The organism is Roseateles sp. PN1 (genome assembly GCF_038419725.1).
Classification (GTDB): Bacteria; Pseudomonadota; Gammaproteobacteria; order Burkholderiales; family Burkholderiaceae_C; genus Paucibacter_A.
Genome location: NZ_JBCARA010000011.1, coordinates 79,012 through 102,228 on the forward strand (window position 1 = coordinate 79,012; position 23,217 = coordinate 102,228).

At 63.5% G+C, this 23,217-nt stretch carries 17 protein-coding genes; 16 read left to right on the plus strand and 1 reads right to left on the minus strand.

All coding sequences use genetic code 11. The features are described from left to right. Positions 1 to 38 precede the first annotated feature (38 nt). Positions 39 to 2,465, minus strand: coding sequence for a hybrid sensor histidine kinase/response regulator (locus tag AABB87_RS16965; RefSeq protein ID WP_341972457.1), 2,427 nt, complete (start codon positions 2,463 to 2,465; stop codon positions 39 to 41). 412 nt (positions 2,466 to 2,877) lie between these two features. Between AABB87_RS16965 and mraZ the strand changes: the two genes are divergently transcribed. From mraZ to AABB87_RS17045, 16 genes are all read left to right on the plus strand, one after another. Next, positions 2,878 to 3,306, plus strand: a complete 429-nt coding sequence (mraZ, locus tag AABB87_RS16970) for a division/cell wall cluster transcriptional repressor MraZ (RefSeq protein ID WP_341972588.1) — start codon at positions 2,878 to 2,880, stop codon at positions 3,304 to 3,306. Continuing rightward, positions 3,306 to 4,292, plus strand: a complete 987-nt coding sequence (rsmH, locus tag AABB87_RS16975) for a 16S rRNA (cytosine(1402)-N(4))-methyltransferase RsmH (RefSeq protein WP_341972458.1) — start codon at positions 3,306 to 3,308, stop codon at positions 4,290 to 4,292. Before mraZ ends, rsmH begins: the two co-directional genes overlap by 1 nt. Positions 4,293 to 4,295: 3 nt before the next feature. Then, a complete protein-coding gene (gene ftsL / locus AABB87_RS16980; RefSeq protein ID WP_341972459.1) occupies positions 4,296 to 4,598 on the plus strand; it encodes a cell division protein FtsL in 303 nt (100 codons plus the stop codon). Beyond that, complete coding sequence (locus AABB87_RS16985) at positions 4,595 to 6,397, plus strand: peptidoglycan D,D-transpeptidase FtsI family protein (protein ID WP_341972460.1); 1,803 nt, start codon at positions 4,595 to 4,597, stop codon at positions 6,395 to 6,397. Before ftsL ends, AABB87_RS16985 begins: the two co-directional genes overlap by 4 nt. A 7-nt stretch (positions 6,398 to 6,404) precedes the next feature. Further along, a complete protein-coding gene (locus AABB87_RS16990) occupies positions 6,405 to 7,922 on the plus strand; it encodes a UDP-N-acetylmuramoyl-L-alanyl-D-glutamate--2,6-diaminopimelate ligase (protein WP_341972461.1) in 1,518 nt (505 codons plus the stop codon). Positions 7,923 to 7,942: 20 nt separating this feature from the next. Then, entirely contained in the window at positions 7,943 to 9,364 is a 1,422-nt protein-coding gene (locus AABB87_RS16995; RefSeq protein WP_341972462.1) for a UDP-N-acetylmuramoyl-tripeptide--D-alanyl-D-alanine ligase, read from the plus strand. Then, complete coding sequence (gene mraY, locus AABB87_RS17000; protein WP_058720652.1) at positions 9,354 to 10,532, plus strand: phospho-N-acetylmuramoyl-pentapeptide-transferase; 1,179 nt, start codon at positions 9,354 to 9,356, stop codon at positions 10,530 to 10,532. The genes AABB87_RS16995 and mraY overlap by 11 nt, the downstream gene beginning before the upstream one ends. Before the next feature lie 6 nt (positions 10,533 to 10,538). Beyond that, positions 10,539 to 12,407, plus strand: a complete 1,869-nt coding sequence (gene murD / locus AABB87_RS17005) for a UDP-N-acetylmuramoyl-L-alanine--D-glutamate ligase (RefSeq protein ID WP_341972463.1) — start codon at positions 10,539 to 10,541, stop codon at positions 12,405 to 12,407. Further along, positions 12,404 to 13,672, plus strand: coding sequence for a putative lipid II flippase FtsW (gene ftsW, locus AABB87_RS17010; RefSeq protein WP_341972464.1), 1,269 nt, complete (start codon positions 12,404 to 12,406; stop codon positions 13,670 to 13,672). Before murD ends, ftsW begins: the two co-directional genes overlap by 4 nt. A 249-nt stretch (positions 13,673 to 13,921) precedes the next feature. Continuing rightward, positions 13,922 to 15,010 (plus strand): undecaprenyldiphospho-muramoylpentapeptide beta-N-acetylglucosaminyltransferase, encoded by a 1,089-nt coding sequence (gene murG, locus AABB87_RS17015; RefSeq protein WP_341972465.1) that lies wholly within the window; start codon positions 13,922 to 13,924, stop codon positions 15,008 to 15,010. Next, complete coding sequence (murC, locus tag AABB87_RS17020) at positions 15,007 to 16,443, plus strand: UDP-N-acetylmuramate--L-alanine ligase (RefSeq protein ID WP_341972466.1); 1,437 nt, start codon at positions 15,007 to 15,009, stop codon at positions 16,441 to 16,443. Before murG ends, murC begins: the two co-directional genes overlap by 4 nt. Next, the gene (locus AABB87_RS17025; protein WP_341972467.1) at positions 16,440 to 17,423 is read left to right on the plus strand and encodes a D-alanine--D-alanine ligase; all 984 of its coding nucleotides are present in this window, start codon (positions 16,440 to 16,442) and stop codon (positions 17,421 to 17,423) included. The genes murC and AABB87_RS17025 overlap by 4 nt, the downstream gene beginning before the upstream one ends. A 19-nt stretch (positions 17,424 to 17,442) precedes the next feature. After that, positions 17,443 to 18,267, plus strand: a complete 825-nt coding sequence (locus AABB87_RS17030) for a cell division protein FtsQ/DivIB (protein ID WP_341972469.1) — start codon at positions 17,443 to 17,445, stop codon at positions 18,265 to 18,267. A gap of 43 nt (positions 18,268 to 18,310) precedes the next feature. After that, positions 18,311 to 19,540 carry a cell division protein FtsA gene (ftsA, locus tag AABB87_RS17035; RefSeq protein ID WP_058720645.1) on the plus strand — a complete coding sequence of 410 codons (1,230 nt, stop codon included), beginning with the start codon at positions 18,311 to 18,313 and terminating at the stop codon, positions 19,538 to 19,540. Positions 19,541 to 19,678: 138 nt separating this feature from the next. Beyond that, positions 19,679 to 20,923 carry a cell division protein FtsZ gene (ftsZ, locus tag AABB87_RS17040; RefSeq protein ID WP_341972470.1) on the plus strand — a complete coding sequence of 415 codons (1,245 nt, stop codon included), beginning with the start codon at positions 19,679 to 19,681 and terminating at the stop codon, positions 20,921 to 20,923. Positions 20,924 to 21,142: 219 nt separating this feature from the next. Continuing rightward, positions 21,143 to 23,206: a sensor histidine kinase gene (locus AABB87_RS17045; protein ID WP_341972471.1), complete on the plus strand. Its 2,064-nt coding sequence runs from the start codon at positions 21,143 to 21,145 to the stop codon at positions 23,204 to 23,206. Positions 23,207 to 23,217: the final 11 nt, after the last annotated feature.

The following is a 23,217-nucleotide window of genomic DNA, read 5'->3' on the forward strand; positions in this document are numbered from 1 at the left end:
GGATCGAATGGGCTTGGGCGCCCTCAGCCCGGCTCAGTTCAAGGTGCTGATGATTGGGCTTGCTGTGCCTGACTGCGCGTCAGCCACAGCTTCAAGGTCGTGAACAGCTGCTCGGCCACCACGGGCTTGGCCACATGGTCGTTCATGCCGGCGTCCAGGCAGCGCTGCTTTTCTTCGGCGAAGGCGTTGGCGGTCATGGCCAGGATGGGAATATGGCGGCCGCGCTCGGTCTGGCGGATGGCACGGGTGGCGTCCAGCCCGTCCATCACCGGCATCTGCACATCCATCAACACCAGGGCATAGGGCTTGCTCGGATCTCTCAGCATGTCCAGCGCGGCTTGGCCGTCACCCGCCACATCGACTTGGATGCCGGCGCTGCCTAGCAAGGCGATGGCAACTTCCTGATTGACCGCATTGTCTTCGGCCAGCAGCACCAGGCTGCCGCGGAATGGGGCCAGCGCGTCGCGCGCGGCATGCTTGTTGACGGAGGGGCTTCGGCCCGCAGTGGACGTCGTGGCAAGACCTTGCAAGAGATCGAAACCGGTCTCTTGTTGCTGCGTTTGAGTCAGGGGCATATCGGTTTGCTCGAGTTGCAACTCCAGCCAGAAGGTGCTGCCCTGGCCGGGCTTGCTGTTGACGCCGACTTCGCCGCCCATGGCGTGGGCTAGGCGGCGGCAAATGGCCAGGCCCAGGCCGGTGCCGCCGTAGCGGCGGGTCGTGGAGCTGTCCGCCTGCTCGAAGTCTTGGAACAGACGGGCGCAGGCGTCGGCGGCGATGCCGATGCCACTGTCTTCCACCTCAAAGCGCACCGTCAGGCGTCGGCCCTGCGTGGCCAGCACCTGGGCGCTGATTTTGACAAAGCCGCTGTCGGTGAATTTGATCGCGTTGCCGGCGAAGTTGAGCAAGATCTCGGCAATGCGCTGCGAGTCCCCTAGCAAAGCCTGCTTGCGCAGCGCTTCAGCCAGCTCCACTTGCAGCGGCAGGCCTTTCTCAGCGGCGCGCTGGGTGAGCATGCTGGCGACGCTGTCGAGCACTTGGCTGACGTTGAATTCGGTATGGAGTAGCTGCAACTTGCCCGCCTCAATTTTCGATAGGTCCAGGACGTTGTTGATCACCCCAAGCAAATGCTCGGCGGCGTCGGCAACCTTCTGCAGCCGGTCCTGTTGCTTGGGTTCCTTGGCTTCGCTTTGGACCAGATAGGTCAAGCCAATGATGGCGTTCATAGGCGTGCGGATTTCATGGCTCATATTGGCCAGGAAAGCACTCTTGGCAAAGCTAGCCGCCTGTGCGGCTTGACTGGCCTCGGCCAACTCGGCGGTGCGGGCCTCCACCAGCTCTTCCAGATGATTGCGGTAGCGCATCAACTCCAGTGCATCGCGGCGTTGGGCCGAAATATCGGTCAGGAAACCATGCCACAGCACGCCTGCGGTTTCGGTGTTGTCGCCATTGCCCTCGGCATCCGGTGTCAGGGCTTGAGCGATGGCATTGCCGTAGAGCCAGCGCTCCGAGCCGTCTTTGTTATGGGTGCGGAACTCCAGCTGCCAGGGGGTGAGTGCGCGCGCCGACTGCAGCAGGCTGTCGCGCACGGTTTGGCGGTCGCTGGCGTGAATGCCTTCAAACCAGCGTTCAGCGTCCAGGCTTAATTCGGCCGAGCTGAGCTGGAAAAAGTCTTTCACCGCCTCGCTGACATAGGCGAATGAGAACTCGCCCCGCGCATTGAGGCGCAGCTGGAACACCACGCCTGGCACGGTCTCTGCCATGCCGCGCAGGCGTTCGATCAGGGCACGCTGCGCGCCAAACTGCTCCTGCAGCGCATCGCGCATATGTTCCAAGTGTTGGCCCAGCTGGCCGATTTCGTCGCTGCGACCGGTGTTCTCGAGTTTGGCCTGGAAGCGGCCTTCCGCCAAATCGTTGGCGAAGGCGCCTAATCCATGCAAAGGCCTGAGCAGGCGCCGGTTCAGCAAAAACAGAATCAAGGCCAGCGAGACCAGCAACTGCCCGCCCACGGTGGCGCCGTAAAGCCAGCGCTGGCGGGACAACGCGGCCTTGCTGAGCGAGTCGTCCAGTTGGATGCGGATGCGGCCGATGTGGGCGCCGTTGCGGATGATGTCGCGCTCACCTGTGATCAGCTGGCCTTGCTGGCGCGAGGGGTCGATGGCGTCGACAAAGTTGCTGTCTTGCGAGTGGTCGCTGATCTGCACCAGCACCACATCGGGCGACTTCATGATGGCGTGCACCACTTCCTGTGCCGCCACCGTGTCGAGGTTCCACAGCAGCTCGGGCAGGCTGCTGGCCAGCACGTCGAGCTTGGCTTCGAGTTCACTTTGCTGGCTGGCGGCGCTGACTTGCGATTCGCGCCAGCCGACCAGAAGGCCGCCCACCACCACCGCGGGAAGCAGCAGGCCGACGCTGGCGCCCAAAGCGATCGCGAAAAACAGCGAGGAAGAGGATTTGCTACTGCTCAAAAAAGCCTCATGGTTGTCGCCTTGCTCTTGTCTCGGCCTGCCCGGCTGCCGGTGGCAAGCCTAGCGCGGCAAGCCATTTTGCAGTGTGCGGCAGGCCGCTGGCGAGCTTGCCGGTGAACTTTCCCCTCTCGCCAACAAGCGGCGCATGCGCGCAGCGTCGGCGGTTCGGCAGCTGGGTGTGAGTCTATCGCCGGATTAGGGGGGTAAGGAGTCACCAACTAAGTTCATCTTCCACTTGCAGACAGCTTTGCAAGTCCTTATTTTTGAACGAATTTTGTTTTAAAAATCTTCTCAGCAAGCTGTTCTAAGTGCTTGATTTCATTGGAAGTTTTTACGAATTGCCTTGACCTGCCAAAGTTCGATCAGTAAAGTGGTGAAAAGTGTACTTTGGTGGGTCGCCGTGGCGAATTTTGTGTTTCAGGGGGCTTCGTCCTTGGCAATGGATGCCAAGGGGCGCTTTGCCGTCCCAACACGCCATCGCGAAGTCTTGCAAGCGCTGTGCGCCGGCCAGATGACCGTGACCCGCCACCCGGAAGGCTGTTTGATGGTCTTCCCGCGTCCGGCCTGGGAAAACTTCCGTGATCGCATCGCCGCGCTGCCCATGTCGGCTGCCGGTTGGAAGCGGGTGTTCCTGGGCAATGCCATGGATGTGGAGATTGACAGCGCCGCGCGCGTGTTGATCTCGCCCGAGCTGCGTGCGGCGGCCGGCATCACTCGCGACGTGATGCTGCTGGGCATGGGTAGCCACTTTGAACTCTGGGATTCTGGCGCCCACGCCCAACACGAAGCCGCAGTCATGCAGTCAGAGCTGCCTGACGCACTCAAGGATTTCAGCTTCTGATGGATACCAATCCCGCCCAGTTTTCCCATACCACCGTGCTCTTGCATGAGACCGTGGATGGCGTGCTGACCGACCCCGATGGCATCTATGTGGATGGCACGTTCGGGCGCGGCGGCCATTCGCGCCTGTTGCTTTCCAAATTGTCGGAGCGCGGCCGCCTGATCGCCATCGACCGCGATCTGGAGGCCATTGCTGCGGCCACCGAAGGCGAGTCGCGCATCACCGATCCGCGTTTTTCCATCATTCATTCCGGCTTTGCCGATATGCGTGCGCAGCTGGCTGCGCGCGGCATTGAGCAAGTGCAGGGCGTGCTGTTGGACCTGGGCATCTCCAGTCCGCAGATTGATAACCCTGAGCGTGGGTTCAGCTTCCGTTTTGACGGTCCGCTGGACATGCGTATGGACACAAGCCGCGGTGAAAGTGCTGCGGAATTCCTGGCCCGCGCCGATGAGCGCCAGATTGCGGAGGTCATACGCGACTATGGGGAAGAACGGTTTGCTGTTCAGATTGCAAAGGCGCTTGTTGCTCGCCGGACAAGCGGGAGTCCCGTTGGAAGCACCAATGAGCTGTCCGAGGTCGTGGCTCGTGCGGTCAAGACCCGGGAAGCGGGACAGAACCCCGCCACGCGCACCTTTCAAGCTCTTCGGATTCACGTCAACGGCGAACTGGAAGAGCTGAAGCAAGGTCTCGAGTCCACCCTGGCTCTGCTGGCCCCGGGTGGCCGCATGGCCATCATCAGCTTCCATTCGCTGGAAGACCGTATCGTCAAGACCTTCATTGGCGGCCACAGCAAAGATGTGGTCGACCGCCGTGCCTTGTTCGCCGAACCCAAGCCCTTGGCTTTGATGGCGCTGGCGCGTATCAAGCCCTCCGAGGCCGAGGTGGCTGCCAATCCGCGCGCACGCTCGGCCGTCTTGCGGGTGGCTCAGCGCACCGATGCGCCTTTGGCCGTCGAGCATCACAAAAAGCGCCGTCGGAGCGAATAAGCCATGGGGCGCTGGAACCTCATCCTCCTGTTGGCGGTGCTCTTCAGTGGCACGGCCCTGGTGCGCAGTGCTTACGACGCCCGTCTCTTGTTCACCGAGTTGGATCGCGCGCAGGCTGAAGGCCGCCGCCTGGAGGCCGATGGCCAGCGCCTGCAAGCCGAGCGCCATGCCCAGGCGACGAACTTGCGGGTTGAGCAAGTGGCTCGCGAGCGTCTGCGCATGCATGCCATCACGCCGGCCTTGAGCCAGGAACTGGACACGGCCGTCACTGCTTCGGCGCCAGCCAAGCCAGGAGCCAATCAATGAAGCTGCCCGGCGCCAAACGCAAGACCGAGGCGGCTGCGCGTTCGCTCAGCACCCGCAGCGTCAATTACTCCACCAGCCCTTTGCTGGCGTCCAAGACGCCAGCCTGGCGTTCGCGCTTTCTGGTGGCACTGGTGGGTTTGGCCTTTGCCGGCTTGCTGGGCCGCGCCTTTTATGTGCAGGTGATCGCCACCGAGTTCTATCAAAAGCAGGGCGAGGCCCGCTACGCCCACACGGTGGAGTTGCCGGCCAGCCGAGGCCGCATCATCGACCGCAGTGGCCAGGTGCTGGCGGCCAGCGTGGCCGTGCCCTCGTTCTGGGCGATTCCCAAAGAGGTCGATGCTGACCCCGAGAAGCGCCGCGCCCTGGCCAAAGTTCTTGGCTGGTCTAACGCTGAGATGGAGCGCAAGCTCGATCCTGCCACCAAGTTCGTCTGGCTGCGCCGTCAGGCTGATGAGCAAACTGCCGCGGGCATCAAGGCCCTGGGCCTGAAGGGCGTTTTCGCCGACCGCGAATACAAGCGCAAGTACCCGGAAGGCGAGGCCGCTGCCCATGTGGTGGGTTTCACCAATATTGAAGAGCGCGGCCAAGAAGGCATCGAGCTGGCCTTCCAGAAAGATCTGCAGGGCCGCGACGGTTCACGCTCGGTCGTGCGCGACCGCTTAGGGCGTGTGGTGGAAGACATTGGCGACCGCATCCCGGCCATGAATGGCCGCGACATTGATTTGTCGCTGGACTCCAAGGTGCAGTTCTTCGCCTACCAAAGAATCCGTGATGCGGTGGCTCAGCACAAGGCCAAGGCCGGCTCGGTGGTGGTGCTGGACGTGCAAACCGGCGAGGTCTTGGCACTGGCCAACTTCCCCAGTTACGACCCCGGCGAGCGCAAAAACCTGAGCGGTGCTCAACTGCGCAACCGTGCCCTGACCGATATTTTCGAACCCGGCTCGACCATGAAGCCCTTCATCGCCGCGCAGGCCCTGGAGAGCGGTCGCGTCAAGCCTGAGACGGTGCTGTCCACGTCGAAGGGCAGCGTCAACATCAGCGGCTGGTCGCCCACCGACGCGCACCCGCATGGCGACTTGAGTGTTGAGCAAATCATCCAGAAGTCCAGCAATATCGGCGTGGTCAAGATGGCCATGATGATGCCGCCGCGCGAGCAGCATGAGCTGTTTACCGCCATCGGCCTGGGCCAGCGCCCGCAGCTCAATTTCCCCGGCGCCATCACCGGCAAGCTGCGGCCCTACAAGAGCTGGCGCCCGATTGAGCAGGCCACCATGTCCTATGGCTACGGCCTGTCCGCCTCGCTGTTCCAGCTGGCGCATGCCTACACCATCTTCGCGCGCGAAGGCGAGATCATCCCCGTCACCATGATGCGCAAGCCCGGTGCCGAGCCGGTCGCGGGCATCAAGGTGTTCTCGCCCAAGACGGCCGCGCAAGTGCGCCACATGCTGGAGATGGCCGCCGCCCCGGGGGGCACGGCGCCCATGGCCATGGCCAGCGGCTACAGCGTGGGCGGCAAGTCCGGCACGGCGCACAAGCAAGAAGGCAAGGGCTACGCGGGCAATAAATATCGCAGCTGGTTTGTCGGCATCGCACCCATCAGCAAGCCCCGCATCGTGGTGGCGGTGATGGTGGACGAGCCCAGCAACGGCGTCTATTTTGGCGGCGCGGTGGCCGGCCCGGTGTTCAGCCAGGTGGTGTCGCAAAGCCTGCGCCTGATGGGCGTGCAGCCCGATCTGGAAGTTAAACCGCAAATCGTGGCCAAGCAGCAGGCGACTGCCGCGGTTGAAGAAAGTTTCTAAGAACATCATGCTGACCAAACTCAAATCCCCCGAGGCGGCCGCCCGCTGGCTGCAGGAGTGGACCACCGGTGCCCTGCGCACCGACAGCCGCGCCGTGCAGCCGGGGGATGCCTTCATCGCCTGGCCGGGCTATGCGCGCGATGGCCGTGAGTTCGTCGCTCAGGCCCTGGCAGCCGGCGCCTCCACCTGCTTGGTGGAGGACGATGGTGTCGAGCCTTACGCTTTTGTGGATGCCCGCGTGGCGTCCTTGCCGGGCCTGAAAAGCAAGACCGGCCTGATCGCCGCCGCCTATTACGGCCAGCCGGCTCAGGCCTTGAGCGTGATCGCCAGCACAGGCACCAATGGCAAGACCTCCACCGCTTGGTGGACCGCGCAAGCCCTGAGCTTGTTGGGCCAGCGCTGCGGCGTGGTCGGCACCTTGGGCGTGGGCCAGCCGCCCGTGCCGGGCAACGCTGCACCCGCGCAGATTGAATACACCGGCCTGACAACACCTGACCCCGTGCTGCTGCAGCAGGGCTTTCGCCGCATGGCTGAGCAGGGCTTCAGCGCCTGCGCCATTGAGGCGTCCAGCATCGGCTTGAAAGAGCATCGCTTGGACGGCACCGCCATCCGCGTGGCCTTGTTCACCAATTTCACCCAAGACCATCTGGACTATCACGGCAGCATGGACGCCTACTGGGCGGCCAAGCGTGAGCTGTTCGACTGGCCCGGTCTGCAAGCCGCTGTGCTGAATCTGGATGACCCCAAGGGCGTGGCGCTGGCCGCTGAGTTGGCTGGCAAGCTGGACCTGTGGACCTATGCCCTGGGCAGCGATGCCGCGCGCTTGTCGGCCCATGATTTGCATTACCGCGCCGGCGGCCTGGCCTTCACCTTGCGTGAGCAGGGCGCAGCCGAGTCGCTGTTGCTGGAAACCGGCCTGATCGGTGAATACAACATTGCCAATCTGCTGGCCGTGATCGGCGGCTTGCGTGCCCTGGGACACCCGCTAACCGAGGTCGCCCGCGTTGCCGCCTTGGTGACGCCGGTGCCGGGCCGCATGCAGCGCGTCGGCAACGGCACGGAGTTGCCGCAATTGGTGGTGGACTACGCCCACACGCCCGATGCCCTGGACAAAGCCCTGCAAGCCCTGCGCCCGCTGGCCGCTGCGCGCGGTGGGCAATTGGCTGTGGTGTTTGGCTGCGGTGGTAACCGCGACCGCAGCAAGCGCCCGCTGATGGGCGCGATTGCGGCCCGCTTGGCCGACCAAGTGGTGTTCACCAGCGACAACCCGCGCCATGAGGCGCCGGAAGCCGTCCTGGCCGACATCGTCGCTGGGTTGGGTGAGAGCGCCGCTAACGCCGCACATCAACAGATCACCGACCGCCGCGCCGCCATCGCGCAGGCCGTGCAGCAAGCCGGCAGCCGCGATGTGATTTTGGTCGCCGGCAAGGGCCATGAGGACTATCAAGAAGTGGCTGGCGTGCGCGAGCATTTCTCCGATGTTGAAGAAGCCCGCGCGGCGCTGATCCTGAGGGCTGGGCTGTGAGCGCTGGGCATGATTTCTTGATGACCCTGGGCCAGGCCCATCAGCTGCTGCTGCCGCTCGTGCCGCAGGCGCGCCTGTTCGGCTCACCCGAGCTGGCCATTCAGCGTGTCCACAGCGACAGCCGCAGCCTAGCCGCCGGCGATTTGTTCGTGGCCCTGCGTGGCGAGCGTTTCGACGCGAATGACTTTCTGCCTCAAGCGGCCGCCGCCGGTGCCGTTGCGGCCCTGGCTGAGCGTGGCTTGGCCGCAGCCGGCTTGCCCGGCATCGAGGTGCCGGACGCCAAGGCCGCGTTGGGCTTGCTGGCCCAAGCCTGGCGCGCCCGCCAGGAACTGCCGCTGATTGCAGTGACCGGCAGCAATGGCAAGACCACGGTGACGCAGATGCTGGCCAGCATCCTGCGCGCTTGGCATGGGGCTTCTGCTCTGGCGACCGTGGGCAATTACAACAACGATATCGGCGTGCCCCTGACTCTGCTGCGCTTGCGCCAGGATGAGGCGGTGTTCCACAAGGCCGCCGTGGTCGAGTTGGGCATGAACCACCCCGGCGAAATCGCCCCGCTGGCCGCCATGGCTCGGCCCACCGTGGCCTTGGTCAATAACGCCCAGCGTGAGCATCAGGAATTCATGCAGACGGTGGAGGCCGCCGCCCGTGAGAACGGCGAGGCCATCAACGCACTGGGCGCCAGCGGCGTGGCCGTGTTCCCGGCCGACGATGCCTGCGCGCCGATCTGGGCCGAACTGGCCGGCAGCCGCCCGCACTTGAGCTTTGCCTTGCAAGGCGAGGCCGATGTCACCGGTCGCGCCACGTGGATGGACGCCGGTCACTGGGCGCTGGAATTGCACACGCCGGCAGGCATCGCCCCGGTCGCTCTGGGCCTGGCCGGTCAGCACAATGTGCGTAACGCTTTGGCGGCCACGGCTTGCGCCCTGGCTGCTGGCGCGCCGCTGGCGGTGATCGTGCGTGGTCTGGAGGACTTCCGTGCCGTCAAGGGCCGCTCGCAACTCAGCCAACTGCGCTGGCAGGGCGGGGCGGTCAATTTGATCGACGACAGCTATAACGCCAACCCCGACAGCGTGCGCGCCGCCATTGATGTGCTGGCCGATCTGCCCGGTGCCTCCTGGCTGCTGCTGGGCGATATGGGCGAGGTGGGCGATCAAGGCCCGGCCTTCCACGCCGAAGTCGGCTCCTATGCCGCGCAGCGCGGCTTGCAGCATTTGTGGACAGCGGGCGTGGCCGCGGCCGATGCCGCCAAGGCCTTTGGCCCGAGCGCCCGTGCCTTCGCCACCGTGGCTGAGCTGCAAGCGGAGCTGAGTCAAGGCCCGGCGGTGCAGAACATTTTGGTCAAGGGCTCGCGCTTCATGCGCATGGAGCAGCTGGTGCTGGCTTTGCAGCAAATTTCAGAACAAGAACAACAAGAAGAAGGAGGCAGCGATGCTGCATAGCCTAGCCCAATGGCTGCTGAGCCAATATCCCGACCTGGGATTTCTGCGCGTCTTTTCCTACATCACCTTCCGTGCGGTGATGGCGGCCATGACGGCCTTGCTGATCGGCCTGGCTTTTGGCCCCTGGGTGATTCGCCGCCTGACCGAGATGAAGATCGGCCAGCCCATCCGCGAGTATGGCATTCAGCAGCATCTGGCCAAAAACGGCACGCCCACCATGGGCGGTGTGCTGATCCTGATCGGCATTGCCGTGTCGACCCTGCTGTGGTTTGACTGGAGCAACCGCTTCGTCTGGGTGGTGATGGTGGTGACGCTGGGCTTTGGCGCGGTCGGCTGGGTGGATGACTGGCGCAAGGTGGTCGACAAAAACCCCGAAGGCATGCGCAGCCGCGAGAAGTTCTTCTGGCAGTCGCTGATCGGCCTGATTGCCGCGCTGTATTTGGCTTTCAGCGTGTCGGAGACCTCTTTCCTGGGCGTCGTTCAGCTCTTCTTCCGCTGGATCAGCAGTGGCTTTTCCACCGACTTGCCGCCGCGTGCCGACTTGATCGTGCCTTTCTTCAAAACCGTCAGCTACCCGCTGGGCGTGTTTGGCTTCATCGGCCTGAGCTACTTCGTCATCGTTGGCACCAGCAATGCGGTGAACTTCACCGACGGTCTGGACGGCTTGGCCATTATGCCGGTGGTGATGGTGGGCTCCGTCTTGGGCCTGTTCGCCTACCTGACCGGCTCCTCGGTGTTCTCCAAATACCTCTTGCTGCCCTATATTCCCGGCGCCGGTGAGTTGCTGATCTTCTGCGCCGCAATGGCGGGGGCAGGTCTTGCCTTTCTGTGGTTCAACGCCCATCCGGCTCAGGTCTTCATGGGCGATGTGGGTGCACTCTCGCTGGGCGGCGCGCTGGGCACCATGGCCGTCATCACCCGTCAGGAAATTCTGCTGGGCATCATGGGCGGCATCTTCGTCGCTGAAGTCTTGTCGGTGATGCTGCAGGTGACGTGGTTCAAGTACACCAAGAAGAAATACGGCACCGGCCGGCGCATCTTCAAGATGGCGCCGCTGCACCACCATTTCGAAAAGTCGGGCTGGAAGGAAACGCAGGTCGTGGTGCGTTTCTGGATCATCACCATGCTTTTGTGCCTGATTGGCTTGGCCAGTCTGAAGCTGCGGTAATCCGTGATGAACAAGAAGCTGCAAGCTCAAACGGTATTGGTGCTGGGTCTGGGAGACTCGGGCCTGGCCATGGCTGTTTGGGTGGCGCGTCTGGGTGCGAGCGTGCGGGTCTGGGACTCGCGCGCCGCGCCTCCTCAGTTGGCGGCCCTGCAGGCGGTCCTCCCTGAAGCGCGCTTCTTCAGTGGTGAGTTGGCTGAGGCCGAGCTGCAAGGCGTGGGTCTGGTGCTGAAGAGCCCCGGCCTGTCACCGCGCGACCCGCGCATCGCGCCCTTGCTGAATCTGGCCCGCCAGACTGGCGTGCCGGTTCAGGGCGAGCTGGATTTGTTCGTCCAAGCTCTGGCCGATTTGAAGGCGCAGCGCCAGTACGCGCCGGCGCTGCTGGCCATCACCGGCACCAATGGCAAGACCACCACCACTTGCATGACCGCCTTGCTGGCCGAGCGCGCCGGCAAGCGCGTGGCCGTGGCCGGCAATATTGGCCCCAGCATGTTGACCACGCTGAGCGTGGCGCTTGACCAAGAGCCGCTGCCGGAGGAAGTGCCTGAGGCAGAAGTGGCAGCAGAAGGCGAACTCGCTGCCGAGGCCGAAACAGCGCCTGAGGTGACCGAGCCGGCTGGCGATGCAGCAGAAGATGCTGCCGCCGCTTTGGCCAGCACTGATGAAGCTACGGCTTCCTTGCCCGTGGTGGAAGCCATGGCCACCGAGCCTGCCGCAGAGTCCATCCCCGCCGAAGCAATTGCAGTGGAGGCCGTGCCTGCCGCACCCGCAGCCACCACCATGGAAATGGTCGACGCCCTGCTGGACGAGGCCCCGCTGCCGATCAAGCCGCCGCCGCCCAAGGGCCCGGTGTTTGAGTTCTTGCCGGAGGTCTGGGTGCTGGAGCTGTCCAGCTTCCAGCTCGATGGCGTCAAAGGCTTCGAGCCTACCGCCGCCACCGTGCTCAATATCAGCCAAGACCACCTCGACTGGCATGGCGATATGACCGACTATGTGCGCGCCAAGGCCCAGATCTTTGGCGAGCAAGGCCTGATGGTGATCAACCGTGACGACCCGTTGGTGGAGGCTATGGTGCCCGCCGGCATTGTCGTCAAACAAGGCCGTGGCCGCGCGGCCAAGACCGTCTCGCGCCGCGTGGCGCGCTTCGGCCTGAATGCCCCGCAGCGTCCCGGCGACTTCGGTCTGGTGGAAGAAGGCGGCATGGCCTGGTTGGTGCGAGCCCGCGAGTTGGACGAAACCATCAAGCGCAAAAAGGGTGATGAGGAAGAAGAGATCACCCTGCAACGCCTGATGCCAGCCGACGCCCTGCGCGTGCGCGGCCGCCATAACGCTGCCAATGCTTTGGCGGCGCTGGCTCTGGCCACGGCCGCGGGTTGCGCCCTGGCGCCGATGTTGCATGGCTTGCGCGAATACCGTGGTGAGCCACACCGGGTGGAGCATGTGGCCAGCATCGATGGCATCGATTTCTATGATGACTCCAAAGGCACCAATGTTGGCGCCACTGTGGCGGCCATCACCGGCCTGGGCGCGGATCGCGCGCCGGCCAAGTTGGTGCTGATTCTGGGTGGCGACGGCAAGGGCCAGGACTTCAGCCCCTTGGCCGCTGGCGTGACGCGTTACGCGCGCGCCATCGCTTTGATCGGCCGTGACGGTGCCCAGATCGCCGCCGCCCTGCAGGACAGTGGCGTGCCCATGCAAGCGCACGAGACGCTGGAAGCCGCCACTGCTTGGTGCCTCGCGCAAGCCGCGGCCGGTGACAGTGTTTTGCTCAGCCCCGCCTGTGCCAGCCTGGACATGTTCCGCAACTACGGCCATCGCGCCGAAGTGTTTGTGGCCGCCGTACATGAGTTGGCGGCCGAGCGAGGTTTGTCGGCATGAGCCAAGCCCAAGCCCTGCTGCAGAACCTGGGTGAGCGCCTGCGTGGCGTGTTTGCCAAAGGTGAGGGCACTGGGACCGAGAAGGTGCCGGTGCGCGACTGGGTGTCCAGCTCGGCCGGCCAGCCCACCCGTGTGCAGGGTTTGGATCTAACGCTGATCTGGGTGGTGCTGGCCTTGATGGGCCTGGGCTTGCTGATGGTCTATTCGGCCTCCATCGCGATGCCGGACAACCCCCGCTTTGCCAACTATCAGTCCACCCATTTTCTGGTACGCCACATCATCGGCCTGAGCTTTGGCCTGGTAGCGGCGATTCTGGTGGTGCAGATTCCGGTCGCCAACTGGGAGCGCTGGGCGCCCTGGTTGTTTGTGGTCTCGCTGGTGCTGCTGGTCATGGTCTTGATCCCGCATGTGGGCAAGGTTGTTTACGGCGCGCGGCGCTGGCTGCCGCTGGGGGTGATGAACTTTCAGCCTTCGGAGCTGTCCAAGTTCGCCATTGCCATGTACGCGGCCAGCTACATGATGCGCAAGATGGATGTGAAGGAGAACTTCGTTCGCGCCGTCTGGCCCATGGCCGTGGCCTTGGCGGTGATCGCAGTTCTGCTCTTGGCGCAGCCCGATATGGGCGCCTTCATCGTCATCGCGGCCATCGCGATGGGCATTCTGTTTCTGGGTGGCGTGAACGGCCGCATGTTCTTCCTGATCGTTGTGGTGCTACTGGGTGCTTTCGCGCTGATGATCACCTTGAGTGACTTCCGCCGCGAGCGCATCTTTGCCTACCTGAACCCCTGGGATGAAAAGTACGCCCAGGGCAAGGCCTATCAGCTGACGCACTCCTTGATCGCCCTGGGCCGCGGCGAATGGTTCGGCCAGGGCCTGGGTTCCAGTGTGGAGAAGCTGCACTACCTGCCTGAGGCGCATACCGACTTTTTGCTGGCGGTGATCGGCGAGGAGTTGGGCTTTGTGGGCGTGGCCATCGTCATCATTGCCTTCTTCTGGCTCTCGCGCCGGCTCTTCCACATCGGCCGCCAAGCCATCGCGCTGGACCGCGTGTTCGCCGGTCTATATGCCCAAGGCATTGGCATCTGGATGGGCGGCCAAGCCTTTATCAATATGGGCGTGAACCTGGGCGCGCTGCCCACCAAGGGGCTGACCTTGCCTTTGATGAGTTTCGGAGGCTCGGCAATTTTGATGAACTGTGTGGCCCTGGCCGTGGTGTTGAGAATTGATATTGAAAATCGGCAACTCATGCGAGGAGGCCGAGCATGAGCGGCTTGAAGCGAAGCGAAAAGCCGACGCACCGCAGCATGCGCTGCGACTGCGGATTTGGGCGCAGCCAGAACAGACAGCTCATGCGCGGAGGCCGCGCATGATGGCCCTGAACGCAGTGAAGGGACTGCTGTGCGGCGAGCACAGCAGCGCTCTGTTCCGGCGCAGGCTCATGTCGCGTAGCGACGTGAAGCGCGCAGCGCGCGCGTGCCGAAGCCAAAACTGGCAACTCATGCGCGGAGGCCGCGCATGAGTTCAAAACACCTCGTCATCATGGCCGCCGGCACCGGCGGTCACATCATTCCCGGCCTGGCTGTGGCTGAGGAAATGAAGCGCCGCGGCTGGAGCGTCAGCTGGATGGGCACCGAGCAAGGCATGGAGAACAAGCTGGTGCCGCCCACCGGCATCCCGCTCGACCGCCTGGCCTTTGCCGGCCTGCGCGGCAAGGGTTTGATGCACACCGTCAAGGGCGTGTTCAAGCTGGTGCAGGCCTTTGTGCAAAGCCGGCAAGTTTTTGTGACGCGCAGCGCCGATGCGGTGCTGGGCATGGGCGGCTATGTTTGCTTCCCTGGCGGCTTGATGGCTTGGTTGACGGGCAAGCCGCTGCTGCTGGTGAATGCCGATGCGGCCATGTTGCTGAGCAATGCCAGCCTCAAGCCTTTCGCCCGCCGCATTGCTTTCGGATTTGATGGCGCAGCCGCGGCCAGCACGACTAAGGCCGTGGTCACCGGCAATCCGGTGCGGGCCGAGATTGAAGCGCTCGATTCACCTGAGCAGCGCTTTGCCGGCCGCCAAGGTCGCTTGAAGATTTTGGTGGTGGGCGGCTCGCTGGGCGCGCGCGCCATCAACGAGGCGGTGCCCAAGGCCTTGGCGCTTTGGCCCGAGGCCGAGCGGCCGCAAGTCGTGCATCAAACCGGCCAAGCCAATCTGGCTGCGGTGCAGCAGGCTTATCGCGCCGCAGGCCTGGAAACGGGCTTTGAGCTGCTGCCCTTCATTGACAATATGGCCGCGCAATTGGCGGCAGCGGACTTGATCATCTGCCGCGCCGGCGCGGTGACGGTCAGCGAGCTGTGCGCCGCCGGCCTGCCCAGCGTCTTGGTGCCCCTGGTGGTCAGCACCACCTCGCATCAGCGTGACAACGCCCAATTCATGGCCCAACACGCGGCGGCCATTCATATGCCGCAAGAAGACATGAACCCGCAAAGCTTGTTTGAAATTCTGAAGAGCCAGGACCGCGCGTCCTTGCTGCAAATGGCCCAGCGCGCGCGTCAGCTGGCGCGCCCGCGTGCGGCCAGCCGCGTGGCCGATGAGATCGAAGCCTTGGTGAGCAAGACATGAAGCACGCCATTCAGCACATCCATTTTGTTGGCGTGGGCGGCGCCGGCATGAGCGGCATCGCCGAGATCCTGCACAACCTGGGCTACACCGTCTCGGGCTCCGACCAAAGCGATAGCGCCACCGCGCAGCGCCTGGCCAGCTTGGGCCTGCAAATCCATATCGGCCATGCGGCCGCGCACATCGCCGGCGCGCAAGTGCTGGTCACCTCGACGGCGGTCAAGTCCGACAACCCCGAAGTCATCGCCGCTCGCGCTCAGCAGATTCCGGTGGTGCAGCGCGCCGTCATGCTGGCCGAGCTGATGCGCCTGAAAAAAGGCATTGCGATTGCCGGCACGCATGGCAAGACCACCACGACCTCGCTGGTCACGGCGGTGCTGGGCGAAGCCGGCGTGGACCCGACCTTTGTGATCGGTGGCAAGCTGATGAGCGCGGGTGCCAATTCGCGCCTGGGTTCGGGCGAGTACATCGTCGTTGAGGCGGATGAGTCCGATGCCTCCTTCCTAAACCTCTTGCCCATGCTGGCCGTCGTCACCAATATCGACGCCGACCATATGGAAACCTATGGCCACGACTTCGCCAAGCTGAAAGCGGCGTTTGTGGAGTTTCTGCACCGCATGCCTTTCTACGGCGCGGCGATTCTGTGTGGCGACGATGCGGGTGTGCGCTCCATCATGCCGCTGCTCTCGCGCCCGGTGATCAGCTACGGCTTTGCTGAAGGCAATCAGGTGCGCGCGGTGGACGTGCAAGCGCTGGCCGGTGGCCAGATGCGCTTCACGGTGCAGCGCCAGTTCAGCCAGGGTCAGGCCTTGCCCGATTTGTCCGTAACGCTGAATCTGGCCGGCATGCACAACGTCTTGAACGCGCTGGCCGCCATTGCGGTGGCGACCGAGTTGGAGTTGGCCGACGAGCCCATCGTGGCCGCGCTGGCCAAGTTCGGCGGCGTGGGCCGGCGTTTCCAGCGCTACGGTGATTTGCCCGCCGCGCAGGGCGATGGCCAGTTCACCCTGATCGATGACTACGGCCACCACCCGGTGGAAATGGCCGCGGTGATTGCTGCTGCGCGCGGCGCCTTCCCCGGCCGCCGCTTGGTCTTGGCCTTCCAGCCCCACCGCTATACCCGCACGCGTGATTGCTTCGAGGACTTCGTCAAGGTCATGTCGCAGGCCGATGCGGTGCTGCTGACCGAGGTGTACTCGGCCGGTGAATCGCCCATCGTTGCGGCCGATGGCCGTGCCCTGGTGCGCGCCCTGCGCGTGGCCGGCAAGCTGGAGCCTGTGTTTGTGGACGATGTGGCGGAGATGCCGCAGGCCATTGCGCAAGCGTCGCGCGCTGGCGATGTGGTGATCGTGATGGGGGCTGGCTCCATTGGCGCCGCACCCGCCGCCACGGTGGAATTGTTGTTGACTAAGAAAGCAGGGGGCCTGCTGGCATGAAGCTCAATCTGAATATTGACCCCCAATCGCTGGGCAAAGTGGCGGTGCTGATGGGTGGAACCTCGGCCGAACGCGAGGTGTCGCTGACCATGTCCGGCCCCGGCGTGCTGGCTGCTTTGCGCGGCGCCGGTGTGGACGCTCATCCCTTCGACCCAGCCGATCGTGAGCTGAGCGAGCTGAAGCATGAAGGCTTTGAGCGCTGCTTCATCGCCCTGCATGGCCGCGGCGGTGAAGACGGCAGCGTGCAAGGTGCGCTGGAATTGCTGGGCATTCCCTATACCGGTTCGGGCGTGATGGCGTCGGCCATGGCCATGGACAAGATCACCACCAAGCGCCTGTGGCTGGCCGACGGCCTGAACACGCCGCGCTACCTCAAGCTCAAGCGCAGCGAGATTTCGCGCGAGCGCTGCATGACCATTCCCGATGAGCTGGGCCTGCCGGTGTTTGTGAAGCCGCCGCATGAAGGCTCCAGCATTGGCGCCAGCAAGGTCGAGGGCCATTCGCAAATGCTGGACGCCGTCAATCTGGCCGCCCGCTACGACGACGAGATCCTCTGCGAGGAATTCATCGACGGGCCTGAGCTGACCTGCCCGGTGCTGGGCGAGGGCGAGGCGGCGTTTGCCCTGCCCACCGTGCGCATCGAAGCCGACCACGGTGACTACAACTACCAGAACAAATACTTCACCGACACCACCCGCTATGTGGTCGGCTCGCTGAGCCCGGCGCAAGAGCAGGAAATTCAGGCCCTGGTGCTGGCGGCGTATCGCTCGCTGGGTTGCCGCGGCTGGGGCCGGGCTGATTTGATGTTGCGCAAGAGTGATGGCAAGCCTTTCCTGCTGGAAATGAATACCTCGCCGGGCATGACTTCGCATTCCCTGGTGCCGGTGTCGGCCAAAGCGGCTGGCATTTCTTATCCCCAGCTGTGCCTGTGGCTCTTGTCACAAGCGCGCCTGGACCATGTCACCGCCGCCAAGGCCTGAGCGAACCCAAAACTGAACCATGCGCGCCGACAAGCTGCCCGCCCAACTGCCGCCAGACATCCGTCTGATGCAGGCAGTCACGGCCCTGCTTTTGGCGGCCATGGTGCTGGCTGTCGCCTGGCTGAGCTTGCGCTGGGTGACGCGGCTGCCGGTGTTTGCAATTCGCGCCATCCAGGTCGAGGGCGATGTGCTGCGCAATAGCGCGGCCACTTTGCGCGCCAATGCCTTGCCCCAGCTCTCGGGCAGCTTTTTGAGCATGAGCTTGCCGCAGGGCCGCGAGGCCTTCGAGGCCGTGCCCTGGGTGCGCACCGCAGTGGTGCAGAGAGTTTGGCCCAATCGCCTGCGCGTCAAGCTGGAAGAACACAAGCCGGCCGCTTACTGGGAAGCCGAAGGTGCGGTGGTGCAAGGTGACACCAGTGTGGATCGCAGCCTGGTGAATAGCTATGGCGAAGTCTTCCAAGCCAATCTGGGCGATGTGGAAGACGATGAATTGCCGGTTCTGGCTGGTCCCAAGGGCAGCGCGCCCGCGATGCTGCAGATGTGGCAACAGCTGCGCAGCCGTGCTGCTTTGCTGGATGAGTGGCCGGAACGGCTGGATTTGTCGGGTCGCGGCTCATGGCGCCTGACGATGGAAAAAGGTGCGGTGCTGGAACTCGGGCGGGGCACGGAAGAAGAGGTCCTGGCGCGTTTTGACCAATATGTGCACGCCATCACCCAAATTACCTCGCGCTACCAGGCGCCGGTTTTGTCCGCCGATTTACGTCATGCCGATGGTTTTGCCGTGCGCTTGCGCGGCATTGCCACCACGCAGACGCCGCCCAAAGGCGGCAAAAAGCCCCGTTGACCTCACCGTGCTGCTCAAGAAGAAACTCTAAGGAAAAGAAATAATGGCCAAGGAATACAAGGATTTGGTCGTCGGCCTGGATATCGGCACCGCCAAAATCATGGCGGTGGTGGCCGAGGTGCTGGGTAATGGCGAATTGCGCATCGCCGGCTTGGGCGTTGCCACCTCGCATGGCTTGAAGCGCGGCGTGGTGGTGAATATCGACGCCACCGTGCAATCCATCCAGCAGGCCTTGAAAGAGGCCGAAATGATGGCCGACTGCAAAATCTCACGCGTTTACACCGGCATTACCGGCAGCCATATTCGCGGCCAAAACTCCACCGGCATGGTGATTGTGCGGGACAAGGAGGTCACGCCGGTGGATGTGGCGCGGGTGGTTGAAACCGCCAAAGCCATCAATATTCCCAACGATCAGCGCCTGCTTTTGGTCGAGCCGCAGGAATTTGTCATCGACGGCCATGAGGTCAAAGAGCCCATCGGCATGAGCGGCGGCCGCCTCGAAGTCAAGGTTCATATTGTGACCGGCGCCCAAAGTGCGGCCGAAAACATCGTCAAATGCGTGCGCCGCTGTGGTTTGGAAGTGGATCAGCTGGTTTTGAATCCCAGCGCCTCCAGCCATGCTGCCCTCACTTCCGACGAGCGTGACCTGGGTGTGGCCATCGTGGATATTGGCGCCGGCACCACGGACGTCGCGATATTCACCGGCGGCTCCATTCGTCATACCGCCGTCATACCAATTGCCGGTGATTTGATTACCAGCGATATTGCGATGGCCTTGCGCACGCCGACCAAAGATGCCGAGGAAATCAAGGTCGAGCACGGTGTGGCCAAACAATTACTGGCGGATCCGGCCGATCAAGTGGAAGTCCCCGGTTTGGGTGACCGCGCGCCGCGCATGTTGTCCAAACAAGCCTTGGCGGGGGTGATTGAGCCGCGCGTCGAGGAAATATTTTCGCTGGTGCAGCAAGTCATTCGCGAAAGCGGCTACGAGGAATTGCTGTCCTCCGGCATCGTTCTGACCGGCGGTTCTTCGGTCATGCCCGGCATGATTGAGCTGGCCGAAGACATATTCCTCAAACCGGTGCGTCGCGGCAATCCGACCTATAGCGGCGCCTTGTTTGACATGGTTTCCAACCCACGTTCCGCGACCGTGATGGGCTTGTTGGAAGAGGGCCGTATGTCGCGCACCCGGGGTTTAAAAGCGGCGCAACAGGCGGGTTCCATGAAGACCGCGTTTGGGCGCGCCAAGGACTGGTTCTTGGGTAATTTCTGAGGTCCTGGCCAAGAGTTTGGCTAAGACAGCGATTTTGAAGATTTAACTGTCGGAATTCAGCGGCAGAGCATGAAAAAAGAGGGTCATCCCGGTGGTTTTTCATGAGTAGTAACGGCACAATTGGCATAGGAGGTATTTATGGCGATCGAAATGATTGAAGAGTTTGACCAAGGCACCCAAATCAAGGTGATCGGGGTTGGTGGTGGCGGTGGCAACGCGGTTGAGCACATGATTGCTCAGGGCGTGCAAGGGGTGGAATTCATCTGCGCCAATACCGACGCTCAAGCACTCAATCGCTCGAAGGCTGACCAGCTGCTGCAGTTGGGCACCTCCGGCCTGGGCGCTGGCGCCAAACCCGAGATGGGTCAGGCTGCTGCAGTGGAAGCCGAAGCGCGTATTCGCGACGCCATTCAAGGCGCCAATATGCTCTTCATCACCGCCGGCATGGGTGGTGGTACCGGCACCGGTGCGGCACCCGTGATCGCTCGTGTGGCCAAGGAAATGGGCATCCTCACCGTCGGTGTGGTGACCAAGCCTTTCGAATTTGAAGGCAACCGCCGTGCCAAGGCTGCCGATGCTGGCCTGGCTGAGCTGGAAGCCAATGTCGATTCGCTGATCGTGGTGCTGAACGACAAGCTGCTGGACGTGCTGGGTGACGACGTCACGCAGGACCAGGCGTTTGCGCATGCCAACGATGTGCTGAAGAACGCCGTGGGCGGTATCTCCGACATCATCCACATCCCCGGTCTGGTGAACGTCGACTTCGAAGACGTCAAGACCGTGATGAGCGAGCCCGGCAAGGCCATGATGGGCACGGCGCAAGCCAGCGGCCCGGATCGCGCCGCCAAGGCCGCCGAAGCTGCTGTGGCTTGCCCGCTGCTGGAAGGTATCGATCTGTCCGGCGCGCGTGGCGTGCTGGTGCTGATCGCCGCGGCCAAGGGCAATTTCAAGCTGAGCGAGTCGCGCAACGCCATGAACGCCATCAAGCGTTACGCCTCCGAAGAAGCCCACATCATCTACGGCACGGCCTACGATGAAAGCCTGGGCGACTCGCTGCGCGTGACCGTGATCGCCACCGGCCTGTCCTCGCAACGCGCTCGCCAAGCCGCGCCGCTGCAAGTGGTGCAACAGCAAGTGCAGCTGCGCACCGGTACCGACAATATGCCGGTGCTGACGCAGGCTGTGAACATGGCCGCAAGCGCGCCTGGCCAAGGTGGCATCACCCATTCGCCGGCCCTGGGTGGCGGCAATGACTTCGCGGGCATGAGCGTGCCCAGCGTCTGGCGCCATGGCCGCACGGCCGCCGCCAAGGTGGAAGCCTTGTCGTCCAATGGCATGGATGAGATCGAGATCCCGGCCTTCTTGCGCAAGCAAGCCGACTGATCCGCTGCTGTGCGCCCGGCTTCGCGGCTGGTCGCATCAAGCATGAACCCGGTGCCGTGAGTTGCTCACGCCGCCGGGTTTTCCTTTTGGCGCAACGCCTGCATGAGGGGGCGGCGAGCTCAGGGTCCGGCGCGACGCGACGTCTGGCTGTGGCATGCTTGCGCCCATCCGAGATGGGTGAATTGGCGTATCGGCCAATCGGCTTGCGGTAAACCTTGAATGCCTGAATCCTTCGAATTTGCCTTGATGCCACTGAGCTTGAGCTGGACACCGGCGGCGCTGCTGCGCCGGGCCGTTTGCTTGTGCATGGGCTGGCTCCTGGGGCTGGCGAGCGCGCATGCGCAGATGGGGCCGACACCTCCGCCTGCAGGCCAGCCGGCCGGGCATCAGATGGTGCAAGCGGAGTTGGCCCTGAGCCGTTGGTCGCGTGACGACCTGAATGAATGGTGGGCGGCGCTGCGGGCCATGGATGGCAGCCCGGGCAGCCTGCCGGCGGATTTGCAGCCGCCCGCCGACCCGGCCACCTGGAAGCCGGTGCAATTGCCCGATGTGCGCAACCGGGAGGTGGCGGCCCGCTACGGCGAAGAGCGGCAGTATCAGATGCGCTGGTATCGCTTCCGCTACGAACCTGCACAAGGCCTGTGGCCGACCAGCGTGGCGCTGTACATGCCGCGCCTGCGCGCCATGGCGGCTGCGGTGCTGGTGCATACCGACGAAGGTTGGCGCCCGGTGTTTGACAACCAGTCCGGCGCCCGCGAGCAATGGGTGCGGCCGCTGTGGGTGGCATTCCCGGCCGCTCTGACCGAGCTGAATAAGGCGCAGACCCTGGAAGTGGTGCTGGCCGTGCCGGTGCTGGAGGACAGCTTTTATTCCGTATCCACTGCGTGGATGGGGCCACGTGAGGATCTTGAGCCGCGTTTCCAGCGCCGCTGGGCCTTGCAGATCGGCGTGCCGCAGGCCACCGGCCTGACCTTGGTGGTGCTGGGGTTGTTTGCCCTATCGCTGTGGATCAAGCGCCGCGATGAGCCGGCCTATCTGCTCTTTGCCCTGGCCTCGGTCGGCTGGCTTTTGCGCAATCTGCACTATCACATCGATCTGCCGCGTACCCGTCTGGGCCTGGAGTGGTTCTGGTGGCTGACCCATGCGGCGATGGCCTGGGTGATGGTGCTGACCTTTTTGTTTGTGCTGCGCTTTTGCCGGCGCTGCTATCCGCGCTTCGAGGCTGCGCTGGGCGTGTTTGTGCTGCTCAGCAGCGCCGCCACCTTGCCGCTGTGGAGTCATTTGTTTGATGGCCTGGTGGCCCAACATGCCGTCAATGCGGTGGTGGGCGCGGTCTGCACCGGCTTTGTTGGCGTGGTGGCCTTCACGGAGCGCCGCTACGGCCTGCGCTTGATCGCCTTGAGCCTGGTGCTGAGCCTGATTTTGGGCTTGCACGATCTGGTGGTCTTGGCTGGTTGGGCTTGGCATGAGCATCTCTACCTGATGCCTTTTGCGACGCTGATGATCGTGGCCAGCTTTTTGTTTGCGGTGCAAAACCGTTATGTGGGCGCGGTCTACGAGGTGGCATTGCTGAACGAAAACCTGGCTCAGCGCCTGGACGCGCAAAGCCGTGAGCTGCAATTGCAGCACGACAAATTGCGCGAGGCCGAACGCCAGCAGGCCTTGCTGCTGGAACGCCAACGCCTGATGCAAGACATGCACGATGGCTTGGGCTCCTCGCTGCTATCGGCCATGGTGGCGGTGGAGCAGGGCAGCATGAATCAGGACCGCGTGGTCGAGGTCTTGCGTGAGTGCGTGGACGATTTGCGTTTGGTGATCGACTCGCTGGAGCCCATCGGTCATGACTTGGTGTCGCTGTTGGCCACCATGCGCTACCGCCTGGGCAAGCGCCTGCAAGCCGGTGGCCTGACCCTGGAATGGGATGTGCAAGACCTGCCCATGCTGGACTGGCTGGAGCCGCCCGATGCCCTGCATGTCTTGCGCCTGATGCAAGAGGCGCTGACCAATGTGCTCAAACATGCGCGCGCCAGGCGCGTGCGCCTGGTGACCCGCCATCAAGGCGGCCAGGTGGAGATTCGTGTTGAGGATGATGGCGATGGCTTTGACCTCGCCACGGCCCAGCGCGGCCGCGGCCTGAAGAGCCAGCAGCGGCGCGCCCAACGCCTGGGCGGCAAGTTGCGCATTGACTCCAGCCCCGGCCAAGGCACCCGCCTGAGCCTGCGTTTGCCGGTCGTGCGCGAGGAGCCCGGCGCAGAGCCCGTGGGCCAGCAAGCCCACGGGTAATCACCGACAAT

Excerpts from the sequence above, each read along its gene's own strand:
- ftsZ (WP_341972470.1), top strand. The coding sequence starts at position 19,679 with ATGGCGATCGAAATGATTGAAGAGTTTGACCAAGGCACCCAAATCAAG.
- ftsL (WP_341972459.1), top strand. The coding sequence starts at position 4,296 with ATGGGGCGCTGGAACCTCATCCTCCTGTTGGCGGTGCTCTTCAGTGGC.
- murG (WP_341972465.1), top strand. The coding sequence starts at position 13,922 with ATGAGTTCAAAACACCTCGTCATCATGGCCGCCGGCACCGGCGGTCAC.
- murC (WP_341972466.1), top strand. The coding sequence starts at position 15,007 with ATGAAGCACGCCATTCAGCACATCCATTTTGTTGGCGTGGGCGGCGCC.
- AABB87_RS17045 (WP_341972471.1), top strand. The coding sequence starts at position 21,143 with ATGCCTGAATCCTTCGAATTTGCCTTGATGCCACTGAGCTTGAGCTGG.
- ftsA (WP_058720645.1), top strand. The coding sequence starts at position 18,311 with ATGGCCAAGGAATACAAGGATTTGGTCGTCGGCCTGGATATCGGCACC.
- murD (WP_341972463.1), top strand. The coding sequence starts at position 10,539 with ATGAACAAGAAGCTGCAAGCTCAAACGGTATTGGTGCTGGGTCTGGGA.
- AABB87_RS16990 (WP_341972461.1), top strand. The coding sequence starts at position 6,405 with ATGCTGACCAAACTCAAATCCCCCGAGGCGGCCGCCCGCTGGCTGCAG.
- AABB87_RS16995 (WP_341972462.1), top strand. The coding sequence starts at position 7,943 with ATGACCCTGGGCCAGGCCCATCAGCTGCTGCTGCCGCTCGTGCCGCAG.
- ftsW (WP_341972464.1), top strand. The coding sequence starts at position 12,404 with ATGAGCCAAGCCCAAGCCCTGCTGCAGAACCTGGGTGAGCGCCTGCGT.
- mraY (WP_058720652.1), top strand. The coding sequence starts at position 9,354 with ATGCTGCATAGCCTAGCCCAATGGCTGCTGAGCCAATATCCCGACCTG.
- rsmH (WP_341972458.1), top strand. The coding sequence starts at position 3,306 with ATGGATACCAATCCCGCCCAGTTTTCCCATACCACCGTGCTCTTGCAT.
- AABB87_RS17025 (WP_341972467.1), top strand. The coding sequence starts at position 16,440 with ATGAAGCTCAATCTGAATATTGACCCCCAATCGCTGGGCAAAGTGGCG.
- AABB87_RS16985 (WP_341972460.1), top strand. The coding sequence starts at position 4,595 with ATGAAGCTGCCCGGCGCCAAACGCAAGACCGAGGCGGCTGCGCGTTCG.
- AABB87_RS17030 (WP_341972469.1), top strand. The coding sequence starts at position 17,443 with ATGCGCGCCGACAAGCTGCCCGCCCAACTGCCGCCAGACATCCGTCTG.